Annotated in this window: 13 protein-coding genes and 2 tRNA genes; 6 read left to right on the top strand and 9 right to left on the bottom strand. The window is 39.4% G+C overall.

Going from position 1 to position 21,523, the window contains the following annotated elements; all coding sequences use genetic code 11:
- Positions 1–23 precede the first annotated feature (23 nt).
- On the bottom strand, positions 24–1,463 hold the full coding sequence (locus tag PSF28_RS13375) for a catalase (RefSeq protein WP_210837254.1): 1,440 nt from the start codon (positions 1,461–1,463) through the stop codon (positions 24–26).
- A gap of 333 nt (positions 1,464–1,796) precedes the next feature.
- Here PSF28_RS13375 and PSF28_RS13370 point away from each other — a divergent pair, with 333 nt between their 5' ends.
- Entirely contained in the window at positions 1,797–2,339 is a 543-nt protein-coding gene (locus PSF28_RS13370; RefSeq protein WP_004912202.1) for a YfaZ family outer membrane protein, read from the top strand.
- Positions 2,340–2,491: 152 nt separating this feature from the next.
- On the opposite strand, the gene PSF28_RS13365 is transcribed toward PSF28_RS13370, so the two are convergent.
- Together PSF28_RS13365 and tyrP are read right to left on the bottom strand one after the other, a co-directional pair.
- Positions 2,492–3,430, bottom strand: coding sequence for an Rpn family recombination-promoting nuclease/putative transposase (locus tag PSF28_RS13365; RefSeq protein WP_272685188.1), 939 nt, complete (start codon positions 3,428–3,430; stop codon positions 2,492–2,494).
- 283 nt (positions 3,431–3,713) lie between these two features.
- On the bottom strand, positions 3,714–4,922 hold the full coding sequence (tyrP, locus tag PSF28_RS13360) for a tyrosine transporter TyrP (RefSeq protein ID WP_210837258.1): 1,209 nt from the start codon (positions 4,920–4,922) through the stop codon (positions 3,714–3,716).
- Between the two features lie 419 nt (positions 4,923–5,341).
- On the opposite strand from tyrP, the gene PSF28_RS13355 reads away from it, so the two are divergent.
- Positions 5,342–6,682 (top strand): anaerobic C4-dicarboxylate transporter, encoded by a 1,341-nt coding sequence (locus PSF28_RS13355; RefSeq protein ID WP_210837260.1) that lies wholly within the window; start codon positions 5,342–5,344, stop codon positions 6,680–6,682.
- Between the two features lie 72 nt (positions 6,683–6,754).
- On the opposite strand, the gene yfaE is transcribed toward PSF28_RS13355, so the two are convergent.
- The 4 genes from yfaE to ubiG all read right to left on the bottom strand — a co-directional run bounded on the left by yfaE (position 6,755) and on the right by ubiG (position 11,540).
- Positions 6,755–7,018 (bottom strand): class I ribonucleotide reductase maintenance protein YfaE, encoded by a 264-nt coding sequence (gene yfaE / locus PSF28_RS13350; protein ID WP_210837262.1) that lies wholly within the window; start codon positions 7,016–7,018, stop codon positions 6,755–6,757.
- A 2-nt stretch (positions 7,019–7,020) separates the two neighbouring features.
- Positions 7,021–8,157 carry a class Ia ribonucleoside-diphosphate reductase subunit beta gene (gene nrdB / locus PSF28_RS13345; protein ID WP_004912195.1) on the bottom strand — a complete coding sequence of 379 codons (1,137 nt, stop codon included), beginning with the start codon at positions 8,155–8,157 and terminating at the stop codon, positions 7,021–7,023.
- A gap of 11 nt (positions 8,158–8,168) precedes the next feature.
- Positions 8,169–10,460 (bottom strand): class 1a ribonucleoside-diphosphate reductase subunit alpha, encoded by a 2,292-nt coding sequence (gene nrdA / locus PSF28_RS13340; RefSeq protein ID WP_272685187.1) that lies wholly within the window; start codon positions 10,458–10,460, stop codon positions 8,169–8,171.
- A 357-nt stretch (positions 10,461–10,817) separates the two neighbouring features.
- On the bottom strand, positions 10,818–11,540 hold the full coding sequence (gene ubiG / locus PSF28_RS13335) for a bifunctional 2-polyprenyl-6-hydroxyphenol methylase/3-demethylubiquinol 3-O-methyltransferase UbiG (protein WP_210837266.1): 723 nt from the start codon (positions 11,538–11,540) through the stop codon (positions 10,818–10,820).
- 298 nt (positions 11,541–11,838) lie between these two features.
- On the opposite strand from ubiG, the gene gyrA reads away from it, so the two are divergent.
- Positions 11,839–14,454: a DNA topoisomerase (ATP-hydrolyzing) subunit A gene (gene gyrA / locus PSF28_RS13330; RefSeq protein ID WP_004912190.1), complete on the top strand. Its 2,616-nt coding sequence runs from the start codon at positions 11,839–11,841 to the stop codon at positions 14,452–14,454.
- A gap of 214 nt (positions 14,455–14,668) precedes the next feature.
- The gene (rcsC, locus tag PSF28_RS13325) at positions 14,669–17,455 is read left to right on the top strand and encodes a two-component system sensor histidine kinase RcsC (protein ID WP_371031989.1); all 2,787 of its coding nucleotides are present in this window, start codon (positions 14,669–14,671) and stop codon (positions 17,453–17,455) included.
- A gap of 78 nt (positions 17,456–17,533) precedes the next feature.
- Here rcsC and rcsB read toward each other — a convergent pair whose 3' ends face one another.
- Both rcsB and rcsD read right to left on the bottom strand, forming a co-directional pair.
- Positions 17,534–18,184: a response regulator transcription factor RcsB gene (rcsB, locus tag PSF28_RS13320; protein WP_004259923.1), complete on the bottom strand. Its 651-nt coding sequence runs from the start codon at positions 18,182–18,184 to the stop codon at positions 17,534–17,536.
- A gap of 1 nt (position 18,185) precedes the next feature.
- On the bottom strand, positions 18,186–20,885 hold the full coding sequence (gene rcsD, locus PSF28_RS13315) for a phosphotransferase RcsD (protein WP_272685186.1): 2,700 nt from the start codon (positions 20,883–20,885) through the stop codon (positions 18,186–18,188).
- Positions 20,886–21,099: 214 nt separating this feature from the next.
- On the opposite strand from rcsD, the gene PSF28_RS13310 reads away from it, so the two are divergent.
- Positions 21,100–21,187 (top strand) — tRNA-Ser (locus PSF28_RS13310).
- A gap of 5 nt (positions 21,188–21,192) precedes the next feature.
- Positions 21,193–21,268: transfer RNA gene (locus tag PSF28_RS13305), tRNA-Thr, on the top strand.
- The last annotated feature ends 255 nt before the right edge of the window (positions 21,269–21,523 follow it).

The raw sequence follows: 21,523 nt of genomic DNA, 5'->3' as shown, positions 1-21,523 counted from the left end.
TCCCCACCACTTAATGAATTACACTATTTTAGTGCTTTTAATGCATTTTCAACACCAGCGCCATATTCTGGGTGAACTTGTTTAAATAGCTCGATTTGGCGCACTTGAGTGGCTTCTGTCGCGTCAATCAGTTCTCCCGCAATACGCTTAAACATACGTTGGTGCTCGGCATCATCTAATAACTCATATAATGCACGTGGTTGGCTGAAATAATCTTGGTCTTCGCGGTGATCCCAATGGTCAGCGGCACCTTCAATAGATAATGGCGGTTCGCTGAAGTCAGGTTGCTCTTGGAATAAACCGGCTTCATTTGGCTCATAGGTCACATGGTTGCCGCTATTACCGTCAACGCGCATTGCGCCATCACGATGGTAATTATGGAATGGGCAACGTGGGGCATTCACTGGGATTTGGTGGTGGTTAACCCCAAGGCGATAACGGTGGGCATCTCCATAGGAGAATAAACGGCCTTGTAGCATTCTATCTGGTGAGAAGCCAATACCTGGAACTACGTTAGCAGGGCTAAACGCCGCTTGTTCTACGTCAGCAAAATAGTTGTCTGGGTTACGATTAAGTTCAAAATAACCGACATCAATTAACGGATAATCTTTGTGCGGCCAAACTTTGGTTAAGTCAAATGGGTTATAAGGAACTTGGGAGGCCTCTTTCTCTGGCATAATTTGTACTTGCAAATTCCAGCGCGGGAAATCCCCATTTTCAATGGATTCAAACAGATCACGCTGTGAACTTTCTCTATCTTTACCCACTAATTGCTCAGCTTGTTCATCAGACAGATTCTGAATACCTTGTTGGCAACGGAAATGGAATTTAACCCAGAAGCGTTCATTATCACTGTTGATGAAGCTATATGTATGGCTACCAAACCCATGCATATGACGGTAACTTTGTGGGATACCACGGTCACTAGCATCAATGGTTAACTGGTGTAAAGATTCTGGTAATTGAGAGAAAAAGGCCCATTTGTGTTCCATTGTACGTAGGTTAGAGCGAGGGTCGCGTTTAACTACGTGGTTTAAATCAGGGAATTTTAATGGGTCGCGAAAATAGAACACAGGGGTGTTGTTACCCACCATATCCCAGTTACCTTCTTCAGTATAAAATTTTAATGCAAAGCCACGAATATCTCGTTCTGCGTCGGCAGCCCCGCGCTCACCTGCAACGGTAGAGAAGCGAGCAAACATTTCTGTTTTTTTCCCCACTTCAGAGAAAATTTTTGCACGGGTGTAGCGGCTAATATCATGCGTTACGGTAAATGTACCGAAAGCACCTGAACCTTTTGCGTGCATGCGTCTTTCAGGGATCACTTCACGGTCAAAATGGGCAAGTTTCTCTAAAAACCAAACATCCTGTAATAACATTGGGCCACGTTTACCTGCTGTCATCACATTATTATTATTGGCGACCGGGGCGCCAGAGGCGGTAGTAAGGCCTTTCTTTTTCATCACAATGCTCCTTTTTGGATTAAATGACTACACAAACCTAACTAATAAGTTAATTTTTTGTAAAAAAATAAAAATATGACTACAATGAACTTATAATTCAGTATAGTTATTATGGGATTGATTATCTAATTAATATAACCAATTACTGTGATTACCCGTGAAAAAAACGGTATTTATCGCACTTTTTCGCACTAAAATTTTTGATTTGTGAAATTTTGTAATGAATAAAGTCGGCTTTTATAGCAGCTATAGCGTAAATCTAGGTAAGAATGGCTGAAAATAGGGTGAAATTCGCGTAGTATCCATAGGTAATAATATCAAGAGGATAAAATAATGCGCAAATTATTATTATTAGCAGCAGCGATGTCACCATTGTTCGTAGGGACTGCCCATGCAGTTTCAGTCAGTGCACAAGCGGGTGAACATTTTACTGAGCTGTCTGCGGGGTTAGGTAACCAAAATGCAGGGTTAGCATTTAACGGTTCTTGGGCTCGTAGTGACCATGATGGGCAAACGGGTAGTATTGGTGCCACATTTGGCTTACCAGTCGGGCCTTTCTCTGCATTTGTAGGGGGTAAGGGGTTATATTTATCACCGGATCACAATAGTAGTGGTGCTGCATTAGCGGTTGGCGGTGGGTTAAATTGGCAGGCTATGCCTTCATTAAATATTTATGGTGAAGCCTATGGTGCTCCTGAGTCATTGACCTCAGGTAGCAAGTCTTATGTCGAAGCGAAAGCGGGTGCACGTTATACCGTATTTAAACCTTTATCTATTGATGCAGGTTATCGTTTGATTGAAATGAAAGGAACCCATGGCAATAGTAGCGATAAAGTTGCCGATGGCTGGTATGTAGGGGCTGGCCTTTCATTCTAATAGGGTTATCTTGTTCATGTCGCCCTTAGTTGCGTACATTAAATGTACGCCTAGGGCGAATTCTATGATGTAAACCTAGTTGAATATTTTTTAAATTAATAGGTTAAACTTCTAACTGCTTATCCACGCTATTCACTTTAGTTTTCATTGCATCACTGTAGTGACGTCAACTCATCAGGGCTCAATCCGGTACTTTTCATAATAATTTCAGGGCTAACACCATTTTTCAATAAATTACGGGCTAAGGTAGCTTTAGTTTTTTGAATGCCTTCTTGAATGCCTTCTTGTTTGCCTTTTTGAAGCCCCTCGAGAAGACCCTCTTGGTGGCCTTTATTATGTAAGCGTTGTGCGATATTCATAATCGTTTCCTTGTGTATTTCTGTTTGCGCTTCTAATGTGTAGATAAATTTTTCAAAATTAGTTGAGTCTAAAGCAGAAAATAGGTAATTGATGATAGTGATCACATCACTGTCGCTATTATAGTGTTGATTGAGCGCTTGTGCCAACAAAGGGATCACATGGTGAAACTCATCTCGCAACCGTTTATGTTTCATCGCTAATTCCATAACAGCAATTTTGCGATGATTAACTAATTCATCATCGTCTATGACAGTGATATCAACCAACGGGAATGGTTGTGTATATAACGTATTTGCTAGCTTGGGCAGAGGAAAACAATCTGTCCATAACTGAGTGTAAGGGTAAGGTGAACGAGTCCCGTGGTAGAAAAGAATAGGAACAACTAGAGGTAATAAGGTGTTTCCTTGCTGCATATGCTGATTCATTGCTAAAAACGCATAGTGCATTAAGCGCCACGCCATGAGCTTATCAGGGGTAGATTGATGTTCTACAAGTAGATAAATGTATCCTTGGCCTTGTGCTGTTTGTACGGAATATAAAACATCCGATAAGCGTGAACGTAACTGCTTATCAATGAATGATGAGTTAGTCAGCTTTAACGTAGTGAAATCACATAATGATTTTATGTGTTTTGGTAAGTGAATCTCAAAAAAGTCACGTGCACTGTCTATGTTTGTCATAAAACCTTTAAATGCAGCATCATGGGTAGCAGAAACATTTTTCCCTTTCATTCAACTCAATCCCTTAATTTACCTCTCAACAACAATAAAGCAAGCAGATAGAGATGTCATTTCGGTATTATTTACTATTTTATGATGCGACTAAAGATGTATATATTAAATGATGTGCAAATAATATGCATATATAGAATTAGTGGGAATGCTAAGTGATTGTTGATTGATGGCAGATATCAAACTATGAACGACAGTGGCTGGGAGGAAGGGGGAGTTAATTTCAGTTAAACAAAAGCCGCAATTTGGAGTTACCCAGATTGCGGCTTAATTTATCAATTTGTTAACCGACGTTTGGTAAAAATCCGGCAACAATCGAAAATTGGATGGCGATTACGGCAATACCACATACTAATACTAAGGCTAAAATAGGGGTACCGCCTTTAACTTGATACCCATCTTGAGTTTCTAATTTACGTACACGCAGTGTTAACAGTGCAGGAATAATCAGTGCTAAGACTGAGAGCGCGACAGCAGCATAAGTTAATGCTTGTACGAAACTACTAAAGAATAGGGCGGCCAATAATGGTGGAACAAAGGTAAGCAAGCCTGTTTGTACACGACCGATAAATTGATTACTCCGTTTGAACAAATCTGCGAGGTAATCAAATAAGCCCAATGCAACACCTAAGAAGGACGTGGCTAACGCTAAATCCATAAATAGGCTGACGGCAATATTGACTCGAGGTGTTGCGACAACATCGCGAATCGCGGTAAGTAACCCATTAAGGCCAGACTCTTGCGCTAGGATCCCGATAAAGGTGTGTGATGGAATAGACCCTAACGTTGCGATTTGCCATAGAATATAAGCTACTAAAGGAATTGCGCTTCCGGTAATGAAAATCATACGTAATTTACGTACATCTCCATTCATATAGTTAACTAAACTCGGCACGCTACCATGGAAACCAAAAGAGGTAAAAATAACGGGTACTGCGGCCAAAACAAGGCCTTTTTCAATCGGCATAGTGCTTAAGTTTACCGCTTCAGCATGCGGCATCATCACGACGAGCATGATGACCAAAAAAATCGTTTTTGCTGTAAATAAAATTCGGTTAATAAAATCGACTGAATGTGTGCCAATGCACACAACTGCACCACCAATAATAGTAAATGCGATAATGGCAGTGTTGGTTGAAATGTTAATTCCCCACCAAGAAGATAGGCTATCGGAAATTAATACGCCAGCCCCTCCGATGTAAGCGGTTGTTAATGCGTACATTAATAGCAGCATGCTAAGCCCAGTCACTATTTGACCAACAGGTCCAAGGTATTTTTTAGCGACAGAGCCTAGGCCCATATTCGCAGGGTTATGCTGATACACTTCGACTAATAGTAATGAGGTATAGCTCATTAACATCCATAATCCAACAAGCAAACAAACGATGCCTGTGAAACCGACTCCCGCAGCGGCAAGTGGCATTGCCAACATCCCTGCACCTATTGTTGTCCCTGCAACGATTAACACACTGCCAAGCGTACGATTCTTCACAAGTTCCTCTGATTGAATTTGAATAATTAACAAGTGATGCAGATTATGCGATCGCAAGTTCACTGTCAAATGTAAATTACAGATAGTGTAATTATAAGTTTACATCAATAATCAAGTAGATAGCGAAACTGAAGACAATAAGCAGGGTTAATTAAGTGAAGAAAAAATGATGATTTATGGTGACTAAAGGTAAATTTATATGGGATGATTTGTTAAAAATGGTATGGTAATCAGTTGATTTTTATTGAAATGATAGCTAACCGTACAGTATGTCAGTTACTTAATATAAATTATGTGATGAGGTCAAAATAAAAGCATAAAAAATAAAAGTAAATTGATTTTGAAGTTATCATAAATCAAATTAATGCTTGAAAATCATCCCGATAATATATGCAAACATATATATAAAGGATGGAACTATGGACTTTATGATTCAACTCGCCATTATCCTTGTTTGCTTATTCTATGGAGCAAAAAAAGGGGGAATGGCACTCGGGCTATTAGGTGGTGTTGGCCTAGTTATCTTAGTTTTTGGTTTTGGCTTACCGCCGGGAAAACCGCCTGTTGATGTTATGCTTGTTATCATTGCTGTTGTTGCCGCATCAGCGACGTTACAAGCATCAGGCGGTTTAGATGTCATGCTGCAAATTGCAGAACGACTACTGCGGAAAAACCCTAAGTACATTTCTATTGTGGCACCTTTTGTGACATGCATCTTAACCATTTTGTGTGGTACAGGGCATGTGGTATACACGATTTTACCTATCATCTACGATGCGGCGATTAAAAATAATATCCGTCCAGAAAGACCGATGGCCGCAAGTAGTATTGGCGCACAAATGGGGATTATCGCCAGTCCAGTTTCAGTCGCAGTTGTTTCATTAGTGGCAATGCTAAACGGCGTGACAATCAATGGTCAGTCCCTTGAATTCCTTGATTTATTAGCAATTACTATCCCATCAACATTAATTGGTATTTTAGCTATTGGTATTTTCAGTTGGTTTAGAGGTAAAGATCTCGATAAAGACCCTGTATTCCAAGAGTTTATCTCAGTCCCTGAAAACCATGATTATGTTTATGGTGACAGTGTGACACTGCTGAATACAAAATTACCGAAAATTAACTGGGTAGCGATGTGGATTTTTTTAGCCTCTATCGCAGTTGTCGCACTACTTGGCGCATTCTCTGAACTAAGGCCGCTAGTTAATGGTAAGCCGTTATCTATGGTTTTAGTCATCCAGATGTTTATGTTATTAGCGGGTGCGCTAATTATCATTATCTGTAAGACCAATCCTGGGCAAATTTCAAAGAATGAAGTATTCCGTTCAGGGATGATTGCTATCGTGGCGGTGTATGGTATCGCTTGGATGGCGGAAACCATGTTCGGCGCACACATGGATGAAATTAAAGGAACGTTAGGTTCTTTAGTGAAAGATTTCCCTTGGGCTTATGCCGTCATCTTGTTATTAGTTTCTAAGTTTGTTAACTCTCAAGCGGCTGCACTAGCCGCTGTAGTACCAATTGCATTAGGTATTGGTGTTGACCCTGCTTATATTATCGCTTCTGCACCTGCGTGTTATGGGTACTACATTTTACCAACTTATCCAAGTGATCTTGCGGCAATTCAATTTGACCGTTCTGGAACAACGCGTATTGGTAAATTTGTTATCAACCACAGTTTCATTCTACCGGGGTTAATTGGGGTGGGCGTGTCTTGTGTGTTTGGCTGGGTATTTGCAGGTTTATATGGTTATTTATAATCAATAAAGTAAGTGAATAAAAAGTGATTGCACAGGTAACGGATAAACCGCTGTGCAATCACCTATTTTAGATTAACCAATTTCAATATCCGATAGCGGATGGCAACAGCAAGGCAGAATCTCGCCATCTTGCACAAATGCGATAGGTTTTTGTTTATAACCCACTTTCCCACGTAATAATGTCACTCGGCACGAACCGCAGTAACCTTCACGACATTGGTATTCTACAGGGATACGACTGTCTTCTAAAGCTTCCAACAAACACGAATGAATGTCGGTATGGTAGGGGACTTGAACACCCTGCGTTAGCCGCAGGGTGATTTTATGGCTTGCCATGATTACAGTTCGAAGTCGCTCAAATCGTCGGTATCGACTTGAGAGTCAATCTGGCCGACTAAATAAGAACTCACTTCAACCTCTTGAGGCGCAACTTGTACGTTATCAGACACCAACCATGCGTTGATCCATGGAATTGGGTTTGAACGAGCTTCAAATGGCAATTTCAGGCCAACAGCTTGCATGCGAATGTTAGTAATATATTCAACATATTGGCATAAAATATCTTTATTTAAACCAATCATAGAGCCTTCGCTGAATAGGTAGTCAGCCCACTCTTTTTCTTGCTCTGCAGCTTGAACGAACAGGTCATAACACTCTTGTTCGCACTCTGCCGCTATTTCGGCCATTTCTGGGTCATCTTGCCCTGAGCGCAACAGGTTCAACATGTGTTGTGTTCCCGTTAAGTGCAGCGCTTCATCACGTGCGATTAGCTTGATGATTTTAGCATTTCCTTCCATGAGTTCGCGTTCAGCAAACGCAAATGAACAGGCAAAGCTAACATAGAAACGAATGGCTTCGAGCGCATTAACGCTCATTAGGCACAGGTACAGCTGTTTCTTCAATTGACGTAGAGAAACAGTGACTTGCTTGCCGTTGCAAGTATGCGTGCCTTCACCAAACATATGATAGTAATTGGTCATTTCGATCAGGTCATCGTAAAAACCAGAAATATCTTTAGCACGCTTTAAAATTTCTTCATTTTCAACGATGTCGTCAAAAATAATGGCTGGGTCATTCACGATATTACGAATAATATGCGTGTATGAACGTGAGTGGATCGTTTCAGAAAACGCCCACGTTTCTACCCAAGTTTCCAGTTCAGGAATCGAAATCAGCGGCAATAATGCCACATTAGGGCTGCGGCCCTGAATAGAGTCCAACAGCGTTTGATATTTCAGATTACTGATAAAAATATGTTTTTCGTGATCTGGCAGCGCATTATAATCAATACGGTCGCGAGATACGTCAACTTCTTCAGGGCGCCAGAAAAACGACAATTGTTTTTCAATCAGCTTTTCAAAAATAGGGTACTTTTGCTGATCATAGCGCGCCACGTTAACTGGTTGGCCGAAAAACATCGGCTCCAGCATTTGGTCATTTTTTTTCTGTGAAAACGTTGTATATGTGTGTGACATAACAATTCCTATTAAATTTTACACGCGCCGCCTTCGCAATCGGAATCCGCTGACTCAACAACTTCTTCCAGATCGCCCTGAACATCTTCCGCCCCATCGCGGGTGTTATGGTAGTAAAGTGTTTTCACACCAAACTTATAGGCGAGCAATAAATCTTTTAGCAATTGGTTCATTGGCACTTTGCCGCTCTCAAAACGAGTTGGGTCATAGTTTGTGTTAGCAGAAATCGACTGGTCGATAAATTTCTGCATGATACCAACGAGTTGTAAATAGCCACTGTTTGAAGGCATTTGCCATAGTAGCTCGTATGCGCCTTTCAGATTTTCGTAATCTGGCACCACTTGGCGCAAAATACCATCTTTAGAGGCTTTAATACTGATATAACCACGTGGTGGCTCAATACCATTGGTTGCGTTAGAAATCTGTGATGATGTCTCTGAAGGCATCAATGCAGACAGTGTCGAGTTACGCAGACCATGTTGTTTAATATCTTGGCGTAAGGCTTCCCAATCGTAATGCAAAGGTTCATTAGTTAACTTATCGAGCTCTTTTTTATAGGTATCGATAGGTAAAACGCCTTGTGCATAAGTTGTTTCATTGAACCATGGGCAAGCACCTTGCTCTTTTGCTAACTCATTCGAGGCTTTTAATAGATAATACTGAATGGCTTCGAATGTTTTGTGCGTTAAATTGTTCGCACTACCGTCAGAATAACGAACACCGTGCTTCGCGAGATAATAAGCGTAGTTAATCACCCCAATACCGAGTGTACGACGCCCCATTGAGCCTTGCTTCGCCGCAATGATTGGGTAATCTTGGTAGTCAAGCAGTGCATCAAGAGCACGAACAGCTAATATTGCCAGCTCTTCTAATTCATCTAGGCTATCAATCGCCCCTAAGTTAAATGCCGATAATGTACACAGCGCAATTTCACCGTTCTCGTCATTAATGTTGTTTAATGGCTTAGTTGGTAGTGCAATTTCTAAACATAAATTTGACTGACGAACAGGGGCAACCTGTGGGTCAAATGGGCTATGTGTATTACAGTGGTCAACGTTTTGAATATAGATTCGGCCAGTAGATGCACGTTCTTGCATCATTAATGAAAATAGCTCAACCGCTTTAACACTGGATTTGCGAATATTTTCATCTTGTTCGTATTTCACATATAAACGTTCAAATTCGTCTTGATCAGCGAAAAATGCATCATAAAGACCTGGAACGTCTGATGGGCTGAATAATGTAATATCTTGGTTTTTAATCAAACGCTCATACATTAGCTTGTTGAGTTGCACACCGTAATCCATATGGCGAACACGGTTACCTTCAACCCCACGGTTATTTTTCAGTACCAATAAGCTTTCAACTTCAAGGTGCCAAATAGGGTAGAACAAGGTTGCAGCACCACCACGAACACCCCCTTGCGAACAAGATTTAACCGCAGTTTGGAAGTGTTTATAGAACGGAATACAGCCAGTGTGGAACGCTTCACCACCACGAATTGGGCTGCCTAATGCACGAATACGGCCTGCATTTACCCCAATACCTGCACGCTGCGAGACATACTTCACAATTGCGCTTGAAGTGGCATTGATGGAATCTAAGCTGTCACCACACTCAATCAGTACACAAGAGCTGAATTGACGTGTAGGAGTACGTACCCCCGCCATAATTGGCGTAGGTAATGAAATTTTGAATGTTGAAACGGCGTCATAGAAACGGCGAACATAATCGAGGCGCGTCTCTTTTGGGTAATGTGAAAACAGGCAAGCAGCAACTAAAATGTATAAAAACTGTGCGCTTTCATAAATTTTACCAGTAACACGGTTTTGAACTAAATATTTTCCTTCAAGCTGTTTTACCGCAGCATAGGAAAAATTCATATCACGCCAATGGTCTATAAAGCTATCCATTTGCTCGAACTCTGCTTCAGAGTAGTCTTCCAGCAAATGCTTGTCATATTTCCCCATTTCGACGAGGTGTTTAACATGCTTATATAATGCAGGCGGTTCAAACTGGCCATAGGCTTTCTTGCGTAAGTTAAAAATAGCAAGACGTGCAGCTAAGTATTGGTAATCAGGTGTATCACCCGTAATTAAATCTGCTGCTGCTTTGATCATCGTTTCGTGAATGTCAGAAGTTCTGATCCCATCATAAAACTGAATCTGTGAACGTAACTCCACTTGAGAAACGGATACGTTACTTAGGCCTTCCGCGGCCCAGGTTATTACCTTGTGGATTTTGTCGAGATCAATGCGTTCTTTATGTCCATCACGCTTTGTGACTAACAGACTCTGGTTCATGAGCAAGTACACCTTGGTTGAACTACAAATGGGTTAAAAAAACATAAAAAAGCTCATGGTGTAATGCCATGAGGCTAGTAGTGTTATGTTTGCTTGTACCACTATATGTAGTAGTTTGTTTAGAATACCATAACAAGATAATGTTAATATGTGATTTTATCAAGTGAACAAATTAGAGGGATCTTGTGGATAACTGGTTGGATAAGAAAACAGATCATGTCGGTAAGCTGCATGGTAAAAGGCATTAATAAAAAAAATGCTTCCGACATGAGGACTAAAATAAATTTTGTAAAATGCGATCGTTTGCTGCTTTCTTAAACGTACTGCTTGTGATTTATTCTTTTCACGACTAAATGACTATTCGCTCACAGTATGCAGCATATAATTTACATCAACATTTGGCCCTAGCCAGAATTTATCCGTTAATGGGTTGAAGTGTAACCCTATGATATGTTTATCTTTCAGTGGTGTTCCGTCAATCCAGCCAATTAACTCAGAAGGGCGAATAAATTTGTTGGCATCATGAGTCCCTTTAGGCACGATTTTCATAATATATTCAGCGGCGACAACAGCCATTAACCATGCTTTTTTGTTGCGGTTAATGGTTGAAAAAATAACGTGTCCACCTGGTTTCACTAATTTAGCGCAAGCTCTAACGACAGACTGAGGATCTGGAACATGTTCAAGCATCTCCATACATGTAACAACATCATAGGCTTGAGGGTGCTTGTCAGCGTGCTGTTCGACGGTTTCTTGGACATATTCAACCGGAACACCGGACTCAAGGGAATGTAAGCGTGCGACCATTAAGGGTTCAGCCCCCATATCAAGGCCGGTGACTTCTGCACCTTCACGCGCCATACTTTCGGATAAAATGCCACCGCCACAACCAACATCAAGAATTTTTTTACCGAAAACACCGTCTACACGCTGCATAATATAACCTAAACGTAATGGATTGATGCGGTGTAGTGGGGCAAATTCCCCTTCTAGGTCCCACCAACGGGAAGCGATGGACTCAAATTTCTCGATTTCTTGTTTATCGACGTTAAGGTACGTTGGGGTCTGGGTGTCATTCATACAAAAAAGCTCCTATTTTTAACCTATTCCCTAAAGCCTATTAACGATAACTATATTTAAACTATGTTCAATAGGGGGGAAATAGCGGCCCGATAAGAATTGATGGCTAAAATATAAACAACAATGCAATTATTGCAGTTATTAATTGATAAACCCTCAAGTTTCGGACACATAAACTTAATTTTCCGCTATTATACATAGCTTGGAAGACAAATACCCGTCTCTTATTTTTATTAAATTGGCGAATTGTGGTATAGTTCTACTCTTTGAATCCGAAGTTATGAGGGACAGTGGTTCCATGAGCGAGATTGCCAGAGAAATCACACCAGTTAATATCGAAGAAGAGCTTAAAAGTTCGTATTTGGATTATGCAATGTCCGTTATTGTCGGCCGTGCACTTCCAGATGTTCGAGATGGACTGAAGCCAGTACACCGCAGAGTACTGTTTGCGATGAATGTATTGGGAAATGATTGGAATAAACCCTATAAAAAATCTGCCCGTATTGTTGGGGACGTCATCGGTAAATACCATCCACATGGTGATAGCGCTGTTTACGAGACAATCGTTCGTCTAGCACAGCCTTTCTCAATGCGTTACATGCTGGTTGATGGTCAGGGAAACTTCGGTTCAGTTGACGGAGACTCCGCAGCGGCAATGCGTTATACGGAAATCCGTATGGCGAAAATTGCCCATGAGCTACTGGCGGACCTTGAAAAAGAAACCGTTGATTTCGTTCCAAACTATGATGGAACAGAGCAAATTCCTGAAGTTATGCCGACGAAAATCCCCAACCTTTTGGTTAATGGGTCGTCAGGTATTGCTGTTGGGATGGCAACCAATATTCCACCTCACAATTTAGGTGAAGTGATTAACGGTTGTCTTGCCTATATAGAAGATGAAGACATCAGTATTGAAGGCTTAATGGAACATATTCCAGGGCCTGACTTCCCTACAGCGGCGATTATCAATGGCCGTCGTGGGATTATTGATGCATATCGTACAGGGCGTGGCAAGGTCTATATCCGTGCAAGCGCTGAAGTGGAAGTCGATGAGAAAAATGGTCGTGAAACCATTATTGTCAGTGAAATCCCTTATCAAGTGAATAAAGCTCGCTTGATTGAAAAAATTGCAGAATTAGTTAAAGACAAACGCGTTGAAGGTATCAGTGCACTGCGTGACGAGTCGGATAAAGACGGTATGCGCATTGTTATTGAGGTTAAACGCGATGCGGTGGGTGAAGTTGTACTAAACAACTTATATTCATTGACCCAATTGCAAGTTTCTTTTGGTATCAATATGGTAGCTCTACATCAAGGGCAACCCAAAATACTGAATTTAAAAGATATTATTGCTGCTTTTGTGCGTCACCGCCGTGAAGTTGTCACTCGTCGTACGATTTTCGAATTACGCAAAGCGCGTGACCGTGCTCATATCCTTGAAGCACTAGCAATCGCTCTGGCTAATATTGACCCAATTATTGAATTGATCCGTAAAGCACCAACGCCTGCCGAAGCAAAAGCAGGGCTGATTGCACGCTCTTGGGATCTGGGTAATGTTGCTGCGATGCTAGAACGTGCGGGTGATGACGCTGCTCGTCCTGAGTGGTTAGAACCCCAGTTTGGTGTGCATGAAGGGCAATATTTCCTGACTGAACAACAAGCCCAAGCTATTTTGGACTTACGCCTCCAAAAATTAACGGGTCTTGAGCACGAAAAATTACTGGAAGAGTACCGTGAACTTCTAGTGCAAATTGAAGCTTTACTGTTTATTTTACGCAGCCCTGAACGTTTGATGGAAGTGATTCGCGAAGAGTTAGAAATTATTCGTGATACCTACAACGACCCTCGTCGTACAGAAATTACAGAAAATACTGCAGACATCAATATTGAAGATTTGATTAATCAAGAAGATGTAGTGGTGACATTATCTCATCAAGGTTATGTGAAATATCAGCCTCTGTCTGATTACGAAGCACAGCGCCGTGGTGGTAAAGGTAAATCTGCTGCAAGAACTAAAGACGAAGACTTCATTGAGCGCTTATTGGTCGCCAATACACATGACACCATCTTGTGTTTCTCAAGCCGTGGTCGTTTATATTGGATGAAAGTTTACCAGTTACCAGAAGCGAGCCGTGGTGCACGTGGTCGCCCAATTGTTAACTTATTACCACTAGAGCAAGATGAACGTATTACGGCCATCTTACCTGTGCGTGAATATGAAGAGGGTTACAACGTCTTCATGGCAACGGCGAGTGGTACTGTGAAGAAAACACCTTTACAAGAGTTTAGTCGCCCAAGAAGCGCCGGTATTATTGCGGTGAACTTGAATGACGGTGATGAACTGATTGGTGTTGATTTAACAGATGGTTCAAACGAAGTCATGCTGTTTTCAGCTCAGGGTAAAGTTGTGCGCTTCGCTGAAGATGCCGTTCGTCCTATGGGACGTACCGCAACAGGTGTACGTGGTATTAAATTAATGGATAACGACAAAGTCGTTTCTTTGATTATTCCACGTGGAGAAGGGCATATCTTAACTGTGACAGAAAATGGTTACGGTAAACGTACTGAAGAAGCTGAATACCCAACTAAATCTCGTGCAACTCAAGGGGTTATCTCCATTAAAGTGAGTGAGCGAAACGGGAATGTAGTTGGCGCGATTCAGGTTGATGAAACAGACCAAATCATGATGATCACGGATGCCGGCACACTAGTTCGTACACGGGTGTCTGAAGTGAGCGTCGTTGGCCGTAATACTCAAGGTGTTACCTTGATTAGAACCGCTGAAGATGAAAAAGTTGTTGGTTTGCAGCGCGTTGCTGAAACGGATGACGATGAAAACAATGATGATGAGATTGCAAATGAAAACACTGAAGAAAATGGTGTTGATGATGCAAATATTGACGATCAAGAGTAATCATCGCGTTTAATTTAATGAACGGGTAGCGTAATTAGCTACCCGTTTTAGTTTCTAACCTTAATGTATTAATTTTAATACTTTTCATGTTAGTCGCTTTTTTATCATGTAATCGAGTATAATTAGCGGTCATAGTATCGAATATACAGGAAAGCGCTTGAGATATTTACCCTCGTTTAAAACATCACTTAGACTTTCTCGGGATTTATTTCGTATCCTCGGCTTGATGTTGTGGGGCATGGGCGTTTTTATCACTTTATTTTTCCTTTATTCGCAATTTAATGAATACAAATCAGATATTCGTCAACAGTTCTATTCAGGCTACGAAAACCTGCAAGCTTATATCCAACAAACGGGAGCGACACTTAATTCTATCCAGTCAATGACTGAGCTATATCGAGTAAAGCTGCAAGAATCAACAGACGTAAAGAATCTTCCAAGTAAATTTCTCGAATTACCGAATGCATCTAATTACTCTTTTTATAAATTAACGCCGAATACGGATTGTGATTATTTTAGGGATAGAGCAGAGAATTACTTACAAGCTTTTGAACAACTGAATTATTTTTGGAAAGAGAGTATTGCTGCACCTCAAGCTTTAAACCATGTCTTTTTAGTTGGTTCAAGAAGTTATTGTATGGTGGATTACCCGATCCGCTCAACAATATCTGATATCGAAATACTCAAAAAAGTCAGCTATGAAAGTGTGCGGACTTACCAAGGCTTGAGGTTACAAGGAAAAGAGCGTAATTTATTTACAATTATGCATGGCGCACAGCCAGATTATGGACAAGTTTACTTAATTCAGGCAATCAAGCACGATAACATGCTGCCTGCGTTTATTGGGTTAGAACGTTCAATTAACTTGAATCAGTTCAATATACGCCGAAATAAAGCTGTCGAAATACTCATAATTAACGATTATAACCAGCCTGTTTTATATTCTCCTATCGATATCAACCCTAAGAGCTCAGCATTACTCAATATTTCAGAACCTTCATTTTTTGGTTTTAACTCCGATTATTCAAAATTAATCTTTAAAAAGCGCTTATCACCTTCTCAAATTACGGTCATTTTCTCAATTGCGACGTCTGAAATATTAGCTAGCTTAGAAAATACTATTTTTTATGGCATCGTCCTTAACATTTTTACGGGAGGGCTAATTTTCTTTTTAATTTGGTTGCTTGAAAGGAAAATGTTAGAACCCGCAGAGAACACTGCGATACGGCTTGAAGAGCATGAACAATTCAATCACAAAATAGTGGCATCAGCACCTGTCGGCATTATCATTTTAAGGTTAACTGATGGAGGCAATATTCTCAGTAATGAATTAGCTCATGACTATTTTCGGTTATTAAATGATGATGATAAGCAGCGAATATTAACCATCATTCGCCAAAAAACGAGCAATTATATTGATGTGGTGACAACCAACGGAACACACTTACAAATTAGCTTTGTGAATTCGCGATATCAAAATGAAGATGTCGCTATTTGTGTATTAGTAGACATCAGTATTCGTGTTCAAATGGAAAAATCATTGCAAGATGTAGCCGATGCAGCGGAACAAGCGAACCATGCTAAGTCGATGTTCTTAGCGACAGTTAGCCATGAATTAAGAACGCCGCTATATGGCATTATTGGTAATATAGAATTGCTACAACGTTATGAGTTATCTGAGAAAGCGACACGCTTAGTTTCCACGATGGATAATTCATCGTCGCTTTTATTACAAATTATTAGTGATATTTTGGACTTTTCAAAAATTGAATCTAAGCAATTGAAAATAGAAAGTAAACTGTTTAATTGTCGAGAGGTTTTTGCATTTGTATTAGCGAACTACTTGCCATTAGTATCTAAGAAAAAAATATCATTATATTCTTATATTGAACCTAACATTCCTGATCTCATTTTGAACGATTCTGTGCGTTTACAACAAGTGGTTTCTAATATTGTTAATAACAGTATTAAATTTACAGAATCAGGTTTTGTATTGCTGTATGTCTGGAAAGATGAGAATTATTTAAAGATTGAAATACGTGATTCAGGAATTGGAATGACCCATGCCGTGGTCATGCAGTTGTTTGACCCATTTTTTCAAGTTCATGACCAAAATAATATCGGTCATAAAGGAACAGGGTTAGGATTAGCGATTTGTGAAAAACTGATTAACCTCATGGATGGTGACATTGAAGTCAGTTCCCAAATTGGACTTGGTAGCTCATTTACTATTCGTATTCCTTTATACGGTCAAGAATATATTAAGAAAAACATTCCAGAATACCGCGCACATTATCGTATTGCTATTTCGTGTCGAAATGAATTTTTAATGAACTTTCTTTTACGTTTGTTAAGCCATGAGCAATTTACGGTTGTCGGCCATAGCTCAATTGATAAAACACAAAATTATAATTTATTAATAACCGATTATGAGTATACAGAAGGTATAATCTGTGAAGATCATGTCCAGTTATCGAGTTTTTATGCCGGTGAGCTCTACGAAATAAAACCTAACCAATGGATTTGTAACACATATCAATTAGATAAATTACCTGTTTTAATTGATAAAGCCATCATGAAAACGATTGAGCAATCGCAGAAAAATAATATGGTAAATCAACCATTGATTGCTGATGATTCGTTAGGCGAATACCATGTGTTAATTGTCGATGACCACCCAATTAACCGAGCATTATTAAGTGAACAATTAGCGTCTATCGGTTTTACTACAGGAACGGCAATAGATGGGGTAGATGCACTAAAATACCTAAATAATCATCATGTTGATATTGTTTTAACAGATGTAAATATGCCAAATATGGATGGCTATCAGCTGGCAAAAGAACTGCGGCGCTTAGAGTCTAATTTACCGGTGATCGCATTAACTGCTAATGCAATGGCAGAAGAAAAGCAACGTTGTATTAATGCAGGAATGAATGATTGTTTATCAAAACCAACAACAATTGCAATTTTACGTGAGACCTTAACGCGCTATTGTTAAATATACTTAAAGATGAATGCAAAAATAAAAACCCATAACTGGGTTTTTATTTGTGTAGTCTTATCGTTGAAGTGAAGCTCACTCTGAAGGCGAGTTATCAATACTCACAGAAGAAAGGTAATTTAGTAGCGCAATATCATTTTCAACGCCTAATTTCAGCATGGCTGATTTTTTCTGGCTACTGATCGTTTTTATGCTACGGTTAAGTTTTTTCGCAATTTCAGTGACTAAAAAGCCTTCAGCAAATAAACGTAGTACTTCACTTTCTTTTGGTGATAAGCGTTTATCGCCGTAGCCGCTTGCATTGACTTTTTCCAGTAGCTTACTCACACTTTCTGGTGTGAATTTTTTGCCTTTCTGTAAAGCTGCTAAAGCTTTAGGTAAATCAGCTGGAGCGCCTTGTTTTAACACAATGCCTTCGATATCCAGCTCTAATATTGCGCTAAGAATGGCTGGGTTATTGTTCATTGTGAGAACAATGATTGATAGATCAGGATAATGCCGTTTGATGTATTTGATTAAAGTAATACCATCGCCATATTTATCACCTGGCATTGATAAATCAGTAACTAGCACGTCTGCATTTAAGCGTGCTAAGTTATTAATCAAAGAGGTTGAGTCCTCAAATTCCCCTACGATATTCACCCATTCAATTTGTTCAAGTGATTTTCTGATGCCGAAAAGAACGATAGGGTGATCATCGGCAACAATGACATTTAGGTTATTCATATTATTGGTTACCTTCTGGCATTAGTTTTTTGACTGAATTATCCAGCATGCTAATGCAATTTTTTATTTCCAATCCGTTTTCATCTGCTATGAAACGCTCCAAATCTTCACAAAGCTTATGAAGAAAAGTAAATTCGAGCATAGCAAAAACTCCTTTTAAACGATGTGCAGTGTTTTTTAATTCGGTCAAATCCTCAACACTTTCACTATTATACAGTTTATTAATATCTATCGGTACTGTTGTGATAAACAAATCTCGATATCCACTATTTGCTAGTATTAATTGATAACTTGCAATTGCATCTTCTATTGACTCATTCGAGGTTCGTGAAACCGTTTGAGCATCAACATTGTGAGAAATCAAATTATTAGAATGCTCATGTTCATGATCCGTGTTTTCGATCAGTAATGAGATGGCATCAATTAATTCATCAGCAAAATTATAGTTAGCTTCGATGTAATGAGGTTGTAATTGGTTTATTCCTGAAAGAGTACCATTTACTTTAACAATATTTTCAAAATATTCCTCATTATTATCAGTTATCAAGAGGTCCCAGTTGGTGTGAGGGGAACTCTCACTTAAGTCCAAATATTCTGCTCCATAATTAGTTAATATATTCCTAACAATCCGTGAGATATCGGCATTATGTATATTTAAGCGTATACAAATATCTTCCAATAAAGCAGGGTAATTCTTGACGAGTAGCTCTTTAGCAGCAGGAAGTGTAATTTCATAATGCGTACCGATTGCATCACTAGAGCGAATAGAAAAAGCGCCATTCATTTTTTTTACCAGTAACTTGCATAAATAAAATGTTATACCGGAACGAGTAAAGTTAGAGGAGTTTAAAATCTGTCCAGTAAAAGGGCTTTGCAAATTACTCAGTTCTTGATTGCTTACGCCAGTTCCACTGTCTTTAATACTCAGTAAGATGACATTTTTACTGGCATCATAAGATAACGTGAATGAAATTTTTCCAAAAGAGGTTGTTGCAATAGAATAATCCCAAATTAGCTGTATTAATTGCTTTAAATAATCCAGATTAGCCACGATAAGTGAATCTGGGTTGAGATTATTATGAAAATAAAGCGCTAACCCTTTGTTATTACACTGCGATAAGTTTTGCTTTAAAAATTGGCTTACAAGGTTACTGATAGAGACGTGCTCTGTTTTTACGGGGTCAGCTTGGGACTCAAGTTGATTTAATAAGTTAATATTTTTAAACCAACGATTAATATGAAAAAGCTGATTTTCAATTTCTAAAATAAATGCGCGATTATTTATATTGGAAATTTCGGATAATCTGGTTAGTTTATCATCTACTTTAATGAGTGAAGGTAATATTTCACTACACATATTCTCAAATACAACTTTACGCATATGAATATTTTTTTTGTATTCGCGATTCGCTAATTCTTGGCGTTTTTGGGTTAATGCTTCTTTATCTTTATCTATAATAATGAAAAGAACAGTATTGGGTTTTGATATGTTATTGACAAGAACAACTTCATAGACAATATTTTCGATAGAAACTTGAATAACATCATGGTTTTCCATCGCCATTTCTTTAATGTGAACCAGATCCATGGAAGGTAATAATTGATTAGTAATGTCATTGCTCAGAATTTTTTTGTTAGTGTTAAAGTCGTAAACTAAAATACCGTACGAAATATGGCTGATAATATCGCTAGTCAGTGCTTCATTAAAATTCAGTTCTTGCAGCATATTTGTATTGGGAGAAATCAGGCGTTTACGGATAAAGAGCATAATCAGCAAAGCAAAGAAGATCATGATAAGCATGCCAGTCATTAGCCATAAGTTATAGCTAATGACATTAAAAATAATGCTTTTTAATGAAACATGGTAATAAAGTTGATAACTGGTACCGTCAATAGGGTGGGAGAAAATGAGGTTAGTTCCAACCCAAGTTGTATGAGACTCATAGCTTCCTGTGCTTGCAGGGCGTGTATTAATGGTAAAAAAATCCCCATTTAAATTGGGGGGGATCAGTGAATTGATCGAGATATCAAAGGATATCACGCTCGTTAACTGCCCTGGGGAATTAAACATCAGCCGATAAGTATAGTAATAAAGGTTATCAGGGGAGTATTTTTGAATATTTGAAATTATTTCCCGTCGATCTAACAATGTTGATTGTGTCAACATATCAGCGCGCTTTTCTTCTGCCGTCAAGGTGAGGTAACTTTCTTTAAATCGTAGCTCAGGTTTAAGAATTGAATGGGTGGTCACTAAGACTAGTGTATTGTCTAAACCATTGAGATAATACATGGAGTTATATTCATTACGAGCTCCCCAGACAATCTCCATATAATTTGCAAGTTTAGAAGCTAAAACATTACTAGTTTGCTTATTATTACCAAATACAATGGCATCGATGGATTGGTTGGCGCTACTAAGCCAAAAAATATCATGGCGCATTCCTGTTACTGCGAGATTATCGGTAGGAGGAACCGATGCTTTGTCATTGGCAATTTTATAGATATGGCTTGCTTGATAACGATAATCTTCGATTTGATAGGCTAATCGACTCGCCATACTGTTCAAACTTGTCTGACGGCTTTGAACCAATGCTTGATAGTAGTTAAATAGTGATAAAAAAAGCATCACTATCAGCAACAGAATAAATGCTGCGAAAATACGGAAAAGAGTGTTTGGCTTTAATAATGATTGTTTGTACATAATTGTAGCAAGTCGTCCCGTCGGCTAAAATATTATTAGATTAAAAATCATACGCCTAGAGAAAGGATAGACACCGATTTTGCACAGATATTACCATTTTTCTTGGGAAAGAGAGAGAGATTGAGTGAAGATTAGCCAAACGAAGTAAAAAAATCAATTTTTTTACTTTCAGGGGTAGACAAGTTGCAGGGATTCCTCCATAATCGCGCCCCATGGAGAGATGGCCGAGCGGTCGAAGGCAGCGGTCTTGAAAACCGCCGATGGGAAACCATCCTAGAGTTCGAATCTCTATCTCTCCGCCATATTCGCCGGCTTAGCTCAGTTGGTAGAGCAACTGACTTGTAATCAGTAGGTCACCAGTTCGACTCCGGTAGCCGGCACCAAATAAGAACCCGTTACATTTCATAGATGTAGCGGGTTTTTTCTTGCTTATAATTCATGTCATTTTACCCCTTCTAGTTGTTAATAAACACATTGAGAACATCACCACTCAAATGATTTTAAAACAATGAGAAAGTAGATATGGCTGAGATGAGATTAAAATCTCAGATGGATATTCGGGTTAACGGCAGAATTGGTGAGGAGAATGGTGAGAGGTGCTTGTGGCATTCCTATGATAGGAGGAGCTACCCACTCTA

It is taken from the genome of Providencia sp. PROV130 (assembly GCF_028482225.1).
Lineage (GTDB): Bacteria > Pseudomonadota > Gammaproteobacteria > Enterobacterales > Enterobacteriaceae > Providencia > Providencia rettgeri.
The sequence above is the reverse complement of the archived record's forward strand: the minus strand, read 5'-3'. Positions and strand labels throughout refer to the sequence as shown.

Coding starts and splice junctions, on each gene's coding strand:
- rcsD (WP_272685186.1), bottom strand. CDS start 20,885: ATGTACAAACAATCATTATTAAAGCCAAACACTCTTTTCCGTATTTTC.
- PSF28_RS13355 (WP_210837260.1), top strand. CDS start 5,342: ATGGACTTTATGATTCAACTCGCCATTATCCTTGTTTGCTTATTCTAT.
- rcsB (WP_004259923.1), bottom strand. CDS start 18,184: ATGAATAACCTAAATGTCATTGTTGCCGATGATCACCCTATCGTTCTT.
- nrdB (WP_004912195.1), bottom strand. CDS start 8,157: ATGTCACACACATATACAACGTTTTCACAGAAAAAAAATGACCAAATG.
- PSF28_RS13375 (WP_210837254.1), bottom strand. CDS start 1,463: ATGAAAAAGAAAGGCCTTACTACCGCCTCTGGCGCCCCGGTCGCCAAT.
- ubiG (WP_210837266.1), bottom strand. CDS start 11,540: ATGAATGACACCCAGACCCCAACGTACCTTAACGTCGATAAACAAGAA.
- nrdA (WP_272685187.1), bottom strand. CDS start 10,460: ATGAACCAGAGTCTGTTAGTCACAAAGCGTGATGGACATAAAGAACGC.
- gyrA (WP_004912190.1), top strand. CDS start 11,839: ATGAGCGAGATTGCCAGAGAAATCACACCAGTTAATATCGAAGAAGAG.
- PSF28_RS13365 (WP_272685188.1), bottom strand. CDS start 3,430: ATGAAAGGGAAAAATGTTTCTGCTACCCATGATGCTGCATTTAAAGGT.
- yfaE (WP_210837262.1), bottom strand. CDS start 7,018: ATGGCAAGCCATAAAATCACCCTGCGGCTAACGCAGGGTGTTCAAGTC.
- PSF28_RS13370 (WP_004912202.1), top strand. CDS start 1,797: ATGCGCAAATTATTATTATTAGCAGCAGCGATGTCACCATTGTTCGTA.